This window comes from Bradyrhizobium sp. AUGA SZCCT0176, assembly GCF_018130145.1.
Lineage (GTDB): Bacteria > Pseudomonadota > Alphaproteobacteria > Rhizobiales > Xanthobacteraceae > Bradyrhizobium.
Window position 1 is genome coordinate 80,001 of record NZ_JAFCMB010000021.1, and the last position, 12,078, is coordinate 92,078.

At 62.6% G+C, this 12,078-nt stretch carries 15 protein-coding genes and 1 pseudogene; 12 read left to right on the forward strand and 4 right to left on the reverse strand.

The features are described from left to right. Positions 1-88: 88 nt before the first annotated feature. Positions 89-1,282, forward strand: a complete 1,194-nt coding sequence (locus tag JQ600_RS31000) for a DUF1963 domain-containing protein (protein WP_212270127.1) — start codon at positions 89-91, stop codon at positions 1,280-1,282. Between the two features lie 64 nt (positions 1,283-1,346). Here the strand turns inward: JQ600_RS31000 and JQ600_RS31005 are convergent, their stop codons facing one another. Continuing rightward, positions 1,347-1,943 carry a TetR/AcrR family transcriptional regulator gene (locus tag JQ600_RS31005; protein ID WP_212270126.1) on the reverse strand — a complete coding sequence of 199 codons (597 nt, stop codon included), beginning with the start codon at positions 1,941-1,943 and terminating at the stop codon, positions 1,347-1,349. 103 nt (positions 1,944-2,046) lie between these two features. Between JQ600_RS31005 and JQ600_RS31010 the strand changes: the two genes are divergently transcribed. The 9 genes from JQ600_RS31010 (at position 2,047) to JQ600_RS31050 (ending at position 7,838) form a co-directional block, all read left to right on the forward strand. Beyond that, complete coding sequence (locus JQ600_RS31010; RefSeq protein ID WP_211993859.1) at positions 2,047-2,742, forward strand: PspA/IM30 family protein; 696 nt, start codon at positions 2,047-2,049, stop codon at positions 2,740-2,742. A gap of 66 nt (positions 2,743-2,808) precedes the next feature. Further along, the gene (locus tag JQ600_RS31015; protein WP_192740356.1) at positions 2,809-3,084 is read left to right on the forward strand and encodes a YiaA/YiaB family inner membrane protein; all 276 of its coding nucleotides are present in this window, start codon (positions 2,809-2,811) and stop codon (positions 3,082-3,084) included. Positions 3,085-3,238: 154 nt separating this feature from the next. Then, on the forward strand, positions 3,239-3,667 hold the full coding sequence (locus tag JQ600_RS31020) for a hypothetical protein (protein WP_212390905.1): 429 nt from the start codon (positions 3,239-3,241) through the stop codon (positions 3,665-3,667). Positions 3,668-3,786: 119 nt separating this feature from the next. Continuing rightward, on the forward strand, positions 3,787-4,227 hold the full coding sequence (locus JQ600_RS31025) for a hypothetical protein (RefSeq protein ID WP_212390906.1): 441 nt from the start codon (positions 3,787-3,789) through the stop codon (positions 4,225-4,227). A gap of 13 nt (positions 4,228-4,240) precedes the next feature. Further along, positions 4,241-4,630, forward strand: coding sequence for a hypothetical protein (locus JQ600_RS31030; RefSeq protein WP_212270122.1), 390 nt, complete (start codon positions 4,241-4,243; stop codon positions 4,628-4,630). Between the two features lie 175 nt (positions 4,631-4,805). Continuing rightward, positions 4,806-5,081 (forward strand): YiaA/YiaB family inner membrane protein, encoded by a 276-nt coding sequence (locus JQ600_RS31035; RefSeq protein ID WP_192740352.1) that lies wholly within the window; start codon positions 4,806-4,808, stop codon positions 5,079-5,081. A gap of 233 nt (positions 5,082-5,314) precedes the next feature. Further along, entirely contained in the window at positions 5,315-6,355 is a 1,041-nt protein-coding gene (locus JQ600_RS31040) for a hypothetical protein (protein WP_212390907.1), read from the forward strand. Between the two features lie 5 nt (positions 6,356-6,360). Then, positions 6,361-7,560 (forward strand): hypothetical protein, encoded by a 1,200-nt coding sequence (locus tag JQ600_RS31045; RefSeq protein WP_212490256.1) that lies wholly within the window; start codon positions 6,361-6,363, stop codon positions 7,558-7,560. A gap of 71 nt (positions 7,561-7,631) precedes the next feature. Further along, positions 7,632-7,838: a hypothetical protein gene (locus JQ600_RS31050; protein WP_192740350.1), complete on the forward strand. Its 207-nt coding sequence runs from the start codon at positions 7,632-7,634 to the stop codon at positions 7,836-7,838. Positions 7,839-7,928: 90 nt separating this feature from the next. Here JQ600_RS31050 and mddA read toward each other — a convergent pair whose 3' ends face one another. Further along, entirely contained in the window at positions 7,929-8,702 is a 774-nt protein-coding gene (gene mddA, locus JQ600_RS31055; RefSeq protein ID WP_212390908.1) for a methanethiol S-methyltransferase, read from the reverse strand. Between the two features lie 55 nt (positions 8,703-8,757). Beyond that, positions 8,758-9,090: a hypothetical protein gene (locus tag JQ600_RS31060; protein WP_212390909.1), complete on the reverse strand. Its 333-nt coding sequence runs from the start codon at positions 9,088-9,090 to the stop codon at positions 8,758-8,760. A 158-nt stretch (positions 9,091-9,248) separates the two neighbouring features. Between JQ600_RS31060 and JQ600_RS37665 the strand changes: the two are divergent. Together JQ600_RS37665 and JQ600_RS31065 are read left to right on the forward strand one after the other, a co-directional pair. Further along, positions 9,249-9,476: pseudogene (locus JQ600_RS37665) on the forward strand (transcriptional regulator); the annotation flags it as partial. Positions 9,477-9,716: 240 nt separating this feature from the next. Then, positions 9,717-10,895, forward strand: coding sequence for a hypothetical protein (locus JQ600_RS31065; protein WP_249136175.1), 1,179 nt, complete (start codon positions 9,717-9,719; stop codon positions 10,893-10,895). Between the two features lie 305 nt (positions 10,896-11,200). Here JQ600_RS31065 and JQ600_RS31070 read toward each other — a convergent pair whose 3' ends face one another. Beyond that, a complete protein-coding gene (locus tag JQ600_RS31070; protein WP_212390911.1) occupies positions 11,201-11,578 on the reverse strand; it encodes a hypothetical protein in 378 nt (125 codons plus the stop codon). Positions 11,579-12,078: the final 500 nt, after the last annotated feature.

Sequence of the window (12,078 nt, forward strand, 5' to 3'; positions counted from 1 at the left end):
TTAACGCGCAGCCATAGACGCATTGAAGCAAGCTGGACGACAGCCGCCGCTTCCAAACCATTTCGCTTTCAATCGAGGTCTTAAGCCAATGGATGATGATGATGCTTGGCTTGCCGAACTGTTTGAGCGCGGAGGCGACGCGGACCGCGCAAAACAGCTGCCGGCCTGGGCCCTGCTGTTCCACTCGCCCTTCGACCGTTCTGGCGACGCCACGTCGTGGATCGGCGGCGCGCCGAAAGCGCCGGGCAACTTCGAATGGGCGAAAGACAGGGACGGAACGCCGCTCCACTTCATTGCCCAGATTGACCTCGCGTCGTTGAAGCCTGAACCGCAGACCGGATTGCGGCCGCCGGGCTTGCCGGCGGAAGGTGCCCTGCTGGTCTTCATCGGAAAATCCTGGGCCTGCCGGATCCTCAGCGCTGCCCAGATGTCCCAGGCAAAGATCCTTCCGCCGCCCGAAGACCTCGCGCCGGTCAGCAAGCACGGCTTTTTTGGCGAAGGGCGAACGTTTCTCCGCCGGCCCGTCACCCCGACCGCCTTTCTCGACACCGGCGACGACCGGCCGGCGTCATTACCGGATCGCTTCAAGTCGCCGCTCGACTGGATCGTCAATTGGGGCATCGCCGCGCTCGAAGCCGAGAGCGTCATCCGTAGTCTCACATTCGATCTGAACGACGGGTTGCAGTTCTTCGCCTGGCGGGAACGCTTGCCTCAGGACCAGGCCCGCGAACAGGATCTCAAGGAGGTCATCCGCAACAAGGTTGCGCATTACGGTGTCCTCGAGCGTAAGGCGCCGAGCGTGATCGCAGCGCTCGAAGCCTGGCGCGACCTTGCGCTCTCAAAGTCCAAGGACGAGGCCATCGACAAGGATTCATTGACCGCCATTATGCGCCTGCGCCTCGATCTGCACGACGAGATGCAGCCGCACATGTCGAAGCACATGCTCGCGGGCAGGGCCGAGGCAGTCTGGGACGCGATCCGCCTGCAATACCCGCGCATCGACCACGGCGCAGGCTATGCCGAACTGCCATCGTGCTACCGCCCCTTCGTCGACATGCGTGAGACCGGCTGGCGCGGCCATCGGCTGTTCGGCATCGAGCCGGCGTTTGAAAACAACTGGGAAGATTTGCGCGGGCAGGATTGCGTCATCAGCATCGCCGCCGATGCGCTGCTCCAGACAAAATCGGAGCACGAGTACGGACTCTCCATCTGGTGCCCGCGCGACCGGATCGCGAAAGGCCTGTTTGATGGAGGCCAGCTGATCCGCCATTGCGCCGTCTAGGCCGCCAAACAGCGCGCGGGACGAGCGAGGTTCATCCAAGCGCCCTGATTGATGAGCACGCGGACTAGGTCAGCCCCTTCACCATCGCCCGCACGATAACCGCGATCTCCGCGCGCAGCGCCTCGACCGGCACCGCGATCAGCTTCTGTTCGAGGCCGAGCAGCACCATGCCGTGCACGGCGGAGAAAAGACTGCGCGCCGTGACGCCGAGTTCGCCTGGCGATCGTGACGCCAGCAATGCAGCGAGCGGCTGGAAGATGTGGCGAAACAGATCCATCTGCTCGCTGACCGCCCACTCCGGAATAGGCTTGCCCGGCGTCATGCGGTGTTCGAACAGCGCGCGCCAGAGTTGGAGATTTTCGGCGGCGAAATCGCAATAGGCGACCGCAATGCGCACCAGCGTCTCGGTCGGCGAGGGGGGACCCGCGCTTTCGGCTTCGCTCAGCGCGGCATCGAGCCGTCGCAGCGTGCGCGATCCCACCAGCAGGACGAGTTCGTCCATATCGTCGACCAGATTATAGACCGCGCCATTGGCGCAGCCGATTTCCCGCGCCAGTTCCCGCGTCTTCAGCGCCCCCAAACCGCCCGTGGAAATGCTCCGTTCCGCCGCCAGGATCAAATCTTCGCGTAATTTAGCCCGTCTTTCCAATGCTTTAGACATTTTCTACCGTTTTCTTGAGCAATGCTCAAAATAGTTCTTGAGCAATGCTCAAGATGTGTTACAACAGGTTCATGAGCAACGCTCATAACACAGGGAGCTGCAAATGTTCAAAACTGTTTTGACGCTTTTCCGGGGCAGCGTGGCTGCCGCGGGAGAAGAACTGGAAGACCGCTCGGCGCTTCTGATCCTCGACCAGCAGATGCGCGACGCGGCCGCGGCCGTGGAACGTTCCAAGCGGACGCTGGCACTGGCGATCGCCGGCGATCAGCAGGAGGGCCGCCGGCTCGACGCCACCAACGCCCGGATCGCCGATCTCGAAGTGCGCACCACCGCGGCGCTCGATGCCGGCCGGGAAGATCTCGCCCGCGAGGCCGCGCAGGCCATCGCCAATCTCGAAGCCGACCGCGACGCCGCGATGACCGCGCGCACGCTGTTCGCGTCTGAAATCACGCGGATGAAGCGCCAGGTCGCCGGTGCGGAGTCCCGGATCACCGAGCTCGATCGTGGCCGCCGCATCGCCCGTGCTTCGGAAGCGGTTCGCGCCATGCGCCGCGGCGGGGTGGAGGCGACGCGCCCTTACGAATCCACGCTGCCCGAAGCCGAGCGGACACTGAAGCGTCTGCGCGAAAGGCAGATGGAAGCCCAGGCCGCCGACGAAGCCCTGATCGAACTCGACGCCGCCTCGGGCCCGCTGGCGACCGCGGAGAAGCTCGCCGAACAGGGCTTCGGCCCGCGACTGAAAACCACCGCCGACGACGTGCTCGCGCGGCTGAACGCCAAGCGCACGCAAACGACCTGAACTTACTTTGTGAACCGAGCCTTCGATTGATACCCAACCTCAAACGTCCACACACAGGAGACTATCATGAACCAGAATGTCCAACCCCACAGCAATGCCTGGGTTACCTTCACCTATGTTTCGTTCGCCGCCTCCGTCTTCATGGTCGCCGTCGGCCTGTTCTATCTGCCGATCGATCTCTGGATGAAGGGCTATCTCACGATGGGCATCATCATGATGGTCCAGTGCTGCGTCACCCTGACCAAAACCGTCCGTGACATGCACGAAAGCGGCAAGCTGGTGAACCGCATCGAAGATGCGAAAGCCGAGCGCCTGCTGATGGAAGTTTCGAAGGCCGCGTAAACCTGTGGCGCGTGCTGGCGAAGGCGGGCGGCGGCTGCTTCGGCATCCGCCGTCCGTTTCTCCGGGAGCACGCCGGCCAATCAACGATCGCGTTAATGCGCCATCCCGCGCGAACTCCAATTTACCTGGCAAGAGAAAGGTGAGGACGATGCATATGTCTTCCGAAAATCCTCTCGATGATGAATTTGGCGGCGTACCGGCATGGGGTCCGCCCTCGCTGCGACGGGCGCTGGTGTTCCTGTTGCTGGGCCCGATCCTCGGAGTTCTCGTCGCCTTGTCACCCGACGTTGCGAGCGGGGGACTTAACGCCTGGCTCGTGCTCATCGCCAAGCAGGTGTTTGTCGTCGGGCTGCTGGTCTCGGCAATCACCGGGCTCGTCGACGGCATCCTGTCCCGCACCTTGTCGATCTTCTTGCGGGCGCCCCTGATCGCGACCGTCGGCGCGATATCGGCCATTGGCCTGCCGGCCGCTTTGCTCGGACCGCTGCCGCAGGAGATGTCGATGGCGCTTGCGATCGGCGGCGCATTCTGCATGGGCGTGTGCTCAGTGCTGTCGCACGAATATGGCCGTACGAACACTTGAAAGCCGGCATCCGCCGTCCGCTTCTGCGGGACGCGCCGCTTCATCAACGGTCGCGTCAAGCGTCCACCACGCGCCAATCGGCGAAGTCATGTTACAAGGCGAAAACAGGATTAAGGGCAATGCACGTGTCTACTGAAAACCCTCCCGAAAATGATGCCGACCGCGGATCGCTCTTTACCGATCTGCCCTGGCTGCGACGCACGCTCGTGTTCGGGTTGCTGGGTCCGCTGCTCGGCGTTTTCGAGCTGTTGGCATACGAGGCCGTGCGCGGCGGATTAGGTTACCTGCTTTCCGTCATCATGGGAGTGGTGTTTGTCTTCGGCCTGCTTGCCTCCGTCGTCACCGGGATCATTGACGGCAGGCTGTCCGGCATTTTGCCGATCGCCTGGCGGGCGCCCCTGGCGGCGCTGTCGGGCGCGCTGCTCGCCATTGGCCCGCCGGCTGTCTTGCTTGGGCCGATGCCGCTGGATTCTTCGATAGCAATTGGGGTTGTCGGCGCACTCAATATGGCCGTGTGCTCGCTGCTGTCGCATGATTATGGCCGCAGCCGTCCGTTATGAGGAACTGATTTCAATGAATCGAACGCTGGTGTTCCTGCTGCTGGGTCCGTTATCGGTCGTTCTCACGACCTGGGTCGCGGTTGGAATGCCCTTTGAAAGCTTTGTCCTCTTCTTCGCGGTGCTGTTGTTTCTTGTCACCTTTCCGGTTTCGGCGATCGTGGGCATCCTTGACGGACAGCTGGCCCGCGCGATTCCGCTTCTGCTGAGGGCGCCCCTGACGGCGCTGGTCGGCGCGACGGCGGCCATGGTGCTGCCGCGCGCCTTGCTTGGATCGCTGCCGCAGGACATGTCGGTGCAGTTCGGCCTCGGCGGCGCATTTTGCATGGGCCTGTGTTCGTTGCTTGCGCACGACTATAACGCCTCGAAAACCCGGCCCGGCGACGTCAGCGGTTCCCGGTCGTGAATTATTTGACGTGGCCGCTCAATGTTCGTTTACCCTTGCGCAACCTGAGGGTGCTTTGATCATATCTCCTTAACTGGCGCGGGCGCAGGAGTCGGTGGCGGAGGTTCCGCAACGGGATTCACGTCACCGGGCCGGGACCGGTCCTTCGTTTCAGCCGCATCAGCAGGATGGCGCCATGAACCAGAATGTCCAACACCACAGCAACGCGTGGGTCACCTTCACCTATGTCTCGTTCGCGGCCTCGGCCTTCATGGTCGCCGTCGGCGTCTACTTCCTGCCCGTCGATCTCTGGATCAAGGGCTATCTCACGATGGGCATCCTGATGCTCGTGCAGTGCTGCGTCACCTTGACGAAGACCGTGCGCGACATGCACGAAAGCGACCGGATGGTGAACCGTCTGGAAGACGCCAAGGCCGAGCGGCTGCTGATGGAAGTTTCCAAATCCACGTAATCGGTCCACGTAACGTGAGCGCCGTGGCTGGCGAGGGCAGACGGCGGGTGCTTCGGCATCCGCCGTTTGTCTGCCTGGCACGATGTCTGCCTTGATGTCTTCCTTGATGTCTTCCTTGCGGATTGTTTGACGCCGCCAACACATCGTTTACCCTCTCGCCACCGCAACGTGCCGCACTCATGGCTCCTTAACGGGCCCGGCGCACAAATCCGGATCGGGTGCGGACAGGTGGCATGGCGTCTTTCTGGAGCGGCAATTCGGCGATCCGTCATGGTTTCGGGCAGGTCCGCGCTGCAGCCGGGCGTCTGCCCGGCTACGCGGCGTTCTGGCTGAAGGCGTTCTCGCAGGAAACCATCGATCTCACCTTGCGCACCCATACCGGCCTGCAGACGCGGATCGTCGAAAGCCCGGGCCTGTCGCTGTCGCAGCAAGATCTCGACCAGTTCGTTGCGGATCTGCGCACCATCGCCGGCAAGACCCTGCCGGCCGGCAGCCTCACCTACGGGATCTTCTCCGGCGAGCGCGAACGCCTGTCGCGCGCCATCGTCACGCTGATCCGTGAAGAAGCCACCGGCCGCCCGATCGCCTTCAACGCGCTGTCGGTGATGTCCGTAGAGCTCGACGGCGAGCCGCAGGAGGTCACCCATCTCGGCCTCGTGATGGTCGACCCTGACGTGCAGGGGCAGGGGCTGTCCTGGGTGCTCTACGGCCTGACCACGCTGGTGCTGTTCGCCCGCGACGGTTTTCGTCCCAAATGGATCTCGAACGTGACGCAGGTGCCTTCCGTGTTCGGAATGGTCTGCGACACGTTTTCGGATGTGTTTCCCTCGGCTGATGCCAATGCGCGGCAGAGCTTCGCCCATCTGCAACTGGCGCGCGGCATCATGCGCGAGCATCGCGCGGTGTTCGGCGTCGGTGATGAGGCCGGGTTCGACGAGACGCGTTTCGTGATCACCGACGCCTATACCGGTGGATCGGACGCGCTCAAGAAAACCTGGGACGTCGCGCCAAAACATCGCGACGAGCAATACAACGCGTTCTGCCTGCGCGAACTCGACTACGCCAGGGGCGACGATTTGCTGCAGCTCGGCCGCGTCGATCTCGCCGGCGCGCGGCGTTATCTGCAGCGCGAGGTGCCGGCCGGCTCGATGCCGGCGCTGCTGGCCGCCTCCGCCGTGCTGGCGCTGCAGCGGCTGGTGCTTCCGCTTTTGCATTGGCTGGACGATACGCGCGCATTCGGCACCTTGCGCCCCCGGTCAGGGAGCAGCCGATGAGCCCGATGTCATCAGGCGTGATCGCCGATTCCATCGTCAATCTCTGCGGCGCGCTCGGGCTTTGCGTCGCGATGTTCGCGCTGTACCGGCGCGATCCCAAGAGCCCATTGACCCAGCGCCTGCTCTTGCTGCTTGGCGTCGTCGCGCTGTTGTTCTTCGCGCGCGGCGTGGCGTGGTGGTCCGGCAGCGCCTTGCTCGATCGGCTGTCGCTGATTCCGGCAGCGCTGCTGCCGCTCGGCGCGCTCATTGTCACCGAAGGTATTTTGCGGCGTCATGCGCCGCGCGCGGCCAAGATCGCGGCATTGGCGGGCGCGGTCGTGATTGGCCTCGGCGGCGCGTTCGGGTTGGAGAGCTACACCACGCCTTATGCGATCGTGCTGGCGTTATTCCAGCTCGCGGGATTTGCCATTTGTGCGTGGCTATTGGCGATGCGGGATCGCAGTTCGCTGCTGGCTTCCGAAAACCGCAGCATTGGCCGCCTTGCGGCCGGCACACTGATCCTGATCCCCTTCATCGTCACGGATTACCAGGCGCTGGCGCCTTATATGCCGGTCCGGCTTGGCGCGCTCGGTGCGCTATTGGTCGTCACCGCCGTGCTGATCGCAGGTGGCGGCAGTGAAACGCGGCGGCAGGGTATCCTGATGACGGCGCTGCGGCTGGTGAGTTCCGCTACCCTCGGCGCCGCTGCCGCCTGCGTGTCGCCGGATGTCGATGCCGCGCAAATCATGCGCTTCTGCGCGATCGCGATTGCGGGCGTGCTGACCATCGGCCTGATGACCGACACGCTGTGCGCGCTGTTCGAAGCCCAGGTGCCGGGTGTTTTGAATTCCGTCGCGGCGTCCGCGGCCCGTACCCGCGACGAATTGATCGCGGAACTGGCACGCCATCCGATGTTCGAAAGTGCCCGGCGCTACCGCGAAAGCGATCTTGCCTCCTACGATCCGCCATTGTTGCGGAAGGCGCTGTCGACGCGCCGGGTGTTGCGCCGTCCCGAAGCGCCATGGGGCCTTGCCGCGACGGATCCCGCGGTCGAACGGTTGATGTCGTTGATGAAGGCCGGCAATGCCACGCATGTGATTATTTTGTCGCATCAACCGGTCGATCTGCTGGTGCTGGCCGTTCCCGTCATTTCCGCCGATCCCGCCACCGAAACCGCGCTCGCGCTGGTGCGGCGCATCCTCGCATTGACACCGGAAGCGGCGTGACGGCCGACATCAAAATGTGTTAGGTGCCTGACATCTTACGCGGCAAGCGTTCTTCATGACAGGTGCGGCTGATGGACAAGCAAGCGATGCGCGAGGAGGCCGAGCGCCTGATCCGCGAGACCATGGAAAAGAGAAACCTGACCATCAAGCAGGGCAATACGCGGATCGAGACAACTTGCGGCAAATGTGGCGCGCCAAACCGTCTGCAGGCCGAAAAGGGCGCCACCCGCGTCAAATTCGCCTGCAAGCAATGCGGCCACAAGCAAGAGACGCTTTGAGCATCGTCGTTTCTCTCTGACAACGCGAACGGCCCGCCGGGTCATCGGCAGGCCGTTCCGACTGATGCATGGCGCGTTCGCTCGTCTCGCTCAGAACAGACCGGGCAGCAACATGGCGACCCGTTCGCGATACTTTCGATATTCGTCGCCGAAGAATGCGACCAGGTCGCGCTCTTCCAGCCAGATGCCGACGAAGATGTAGGCGGTCGTCACGGACGCGAACAGCAAATGCCCCAGCGTCATGACAGGCGTTGACCAGAAGGCGATGATAAAGCCGAGATAGATCGGATGCCGGATCAGGCGATACAGCCCCGGCGTCCTGAACGCGATGGGCGCGGTCAGGCGTCCGGCGAAATGCGCCACCACCTGCGTCAATCCGAACAGCTCGAAATGGCTGATCAGGAAGGTGCTGTAGAGCACGATAAGCCAGCCCATAAAGCCAATCGCGGTCACGACGCCGGCGAAGACCGGCCCTTCGATGTTCCAGACCACCGCCGGCATCGGCTGCCATTGCCAGAACAGCAGGATCAGGCTGAGGCTGGCGAGCAGGACGTAGGTAGAGCGCTCGATCGCCGGTGAGGCGAAGCGCGCGAACAGTCTCTTGAAGCCCTGCCGCGCCATCCCGCTGTGCTGCACGGCGAAGATCGACATCAGGACCAGGTTGATCAGCAAGGCCGTCGGCAGCGAAGCGGCCGGGCCGGTGTTGATGGTCTTGGGTACGACCAGTTGCGAGACGAAGCCGACCGCGTACAGGAAAGTGCCGAGGAAAATCAGATAGGCGAGGCCGCCGTAACAGAGGGCGAGCACTCGCATCGCAAAGGAAGGGATTGCGGCAGGCGTACCCGTTTGCATCGTAATCGACATCTTCAGTCTCCTTTGAAATATGCAGTTGCTCGGAAATCTCTTCGTTCAAGCCGGTTCAGGCGGCGCGCTTGCGCTGCCTCGCTGCTGCCAGGACCTGGTCGATCGGGCCGCAGTAGATGCGCGTCTTGTCCAGCCGGCGCTGATCGAGCTTTCGCTGCGCGATTGACGCGGCCTCTCGCTCATGGTGGGCGATCGCGGCCGCCACCTGGCCATTGAGGAATCGCCTCAGGCGCGCGGCCAGGACGACGATCTTCCTCAGCAGGGTTGGCACCGTCGTGGACTGGAACGGCGCAAGCGCCCGCACTGCATGATGCTGGCCACGTTGCCGTGCGGCAACGGGCCGTCTGGCGGAATATCCGTAAGCGTGGAAATCAGACGAGCCGATCATGTGACGTCTCCGGTTGTATGATCCTTGACCCGTCTGTAAATTGAGATGCGCCCTCACGCTTGGCGGACTCCTTCAGGAGACGTTGGTTTTTCCTCCGCCAGAGGTTGATTTCGATCTGTAACGCCGGGGATTGTGGCGTGGCCTCCGCCGAGGTGGTAATGAGATACCGATTTTCCAATTTCGAGATCGACCTTGGCCAACACGAGCTGCGCCGCGAGGGCGTATCCGTCCACATCGAGCCTCAGGTCTTCGATGTCATTGTTCATCTCGTGCGCAACCATGACCGGGTCGTCAGCAAGGATGAGTTGATCGACACGGTCTGGAATGGCCGGGCGATCTCGGAAGCCGCGTTCTCCAGCCGCATCAATGGCGCCAGACGCGTGCTTGGCGACAACGGAACGGATCAGCTTTTTATCAGGACGTTGCACCGGCGCGGCTTCCGGTTCGTCGGCGATGTTCAGGCGGTCGCAGCATCGGATGCCGATGCGGTTCGGCTTGCGCCTGACGATAGCGCTGCGGCGGGTGTCGCTCCCGCGCGGGTCTCGATTGCCACCGACGTGTCTCATCTCGACGATGTCGTCTCGGAAGTCGTGAAGGCGGAAGCCATCGCGCGATCGTCGATCGCGGTGCTGCCGTTTGAGAACATGTCGAATGACCCGGAGAACGACTATTTCAGCTACGGCCTGACCGAAGACATCATCCGCCTCTTGGCGCGCAATCGCTGGCTTTCCGTGATCTCGCGCCACTCCACGGTCGGATTCGGGGGGCGCGTGGTCGATGCGCGTGAGGTCGGTGCCCAGCTCGGCGTGAGTTATGTGATGTCCGGCAGCGTTCGCAAGAGTCGCGACGCGGTCAGGATCACGGCGGAACTGGCCCGGGCTGCGGACGGAAAACAGCTTTGGTCCGACAAATACGATCTTCAGCTTGAGAATATTTTCGATATCCAGGAGGAGATGGCACGGCAGATCGCGGCCACGATCGAACCGGAGCTGTCGAAGGTGGAGCAGCAACTGGCTGCCCGCAAGGCGCCGGAAAGCCTGGATGCCTGGGATTGCTACCAGCGCGGCCTATGGAATCTATGGCGATTTACCACACCGGGGTTTGACCAGGCGGAGGCCTATTTTAGGCGCGCGATCGAAGCCGATCCGGATTTTGCCCGCGGCCATGGCGCGCTCGCCTACGTCAATGTTCAGCGCTCGCTGTATGACGAGCCCAGGGATCGTCCGGCTCGGCTGGAGACGGCGTTGCGCCAGGCGCGTGTCTCCGTGGCGCTCGACGACCTCGATTGTTTTTGTCACTGCGCCCTCGGCCGTGCGCTGTGCCTGACCCGTCAGAATGACGAAGCGCTGGCGGCGATCGACCTGTCGCTGGAACTCAATCCAAGCTTTGCGCAAGGGTATTTTGCGCAAGGATTCAATTTACTCTGGTACGGGCGGGAGATCGAAGCGGAAACGCTGCTCGATCGAGCGACCATGCTCAGTCCGCGCGACAGCCATCTTTGGAGTTTCCACCACGTGCGCTCCTGGGCGCATTTCTCGCTCGGTGAGTACGACATCGCCGTCGAGTTTGCCCGCAGGGCAACCCGGCAACCCAATGTCCCGTATCGGGCGTTTGCGACACTGGCAGCCTCGCTCGGCCGTCTCGGCGAAAAGGCTCAGGCCGAAGCGGTGGCCACCGAACTGCTGCAACGCAAGCCGGGTTACAAAACGGATACCGCGCGGCAGGAGCTCTTCTTCTGCAATGATCAGGGCTTCATCGACCGGTTCGTCGCGGGCCTGCGTGTCGCCGGCATAACCGGCGGCTAGGAGCGGGATGAGTTTAGGTTGAATCGGTCTGGCCACGAACTCGTTTCACCTCTCCCGCCTGCGGGGGTCGAGACGAGCGAAGCTCGCTCTTAGGTCGACGCGCGAAGCGCGGCGGGTAGGGGTCTATCCTCTGGGAGAGTGCATCGTGTGGATAGACCCCCACCCATAGCCGATGCTGCGCATCGGCGTTCTTAAACCAAGGACGGCGGCCGCAGGCCGCCTACGCCTCCCCCGCAAGCGGGAGAGGGAGCGCAGCCCCCTTCGCCGCAGCTACTCGACCTAATCTCATCACGCTTTAGGAGCGGCTATTTCACGCGCAGCCGGAGCGGAATGACCTCCTTATCGGAGCAGGTCATGGTGCCGTTGTAGCCATCGGACAAGGGTCCGCTGGCCGTGCATTCGGTGCCCGGCATCGACAATGTCGCGTTCAACTGGGACGAGGCCGAGATCTGCAGGCGCATTTCGCCCTTTTTCTCCACCGGGCCGTCCTGCGTGCACAGGCCGATATGCTTCAGTACGAGCGGGCCACGGTAGTCCCTGATGCGGCCGGATGCCGTTTCCGTGACGGTGGCAGTCACTTCCCATTCCCCGAGAAAGCCGGAAGTGCCGCTCACCTCAAGCGCGCGCGCCGGCGACAGCGTCGCCATGACGCCCAGCGTGACAGCCAGACCAAATGCTTTCACAACCTGCTCCCGTGCGAATTGGCCTGTCACTCTTATCACGACTCTCTCCGCCCGTCATTCCGGGCTCTCGCTTGGCGAGCCGCGGAATGACAGCTTAATTTGGATGTCGTCCTCTCCGCGTCATTGCGACCCGGTGGCTCGCAATGACGGTTAAGTGCGACATATCAGCCCGACGGGCAAATCGCTTCTGGTTTACGGAAATCGTGTCAAGTCCTGAAATAAAAAATATTTCTGTTTACCAGAACACAAATCAGGAGCATATATTCGCCCATCCCGTCCTACTCAGAAGGGCGTCGGCCGTCGTCACGGACGTTGGACGGGTTGCGGTGGACGCTGGTTTACGCCTCGACGACGGCGCGGACTAAGCGTACGGCAAAACCGTGTGGTCCTGGCGCCCGTTGCTGGCGTCAAGCTGTTGGAGAAGCGCAAGCGGGAACGGCAGCGACGGAGTCAACCAAGAACTCGTCTCCGGGGAGAGCACGGCATAAGCCGTAAAGCCA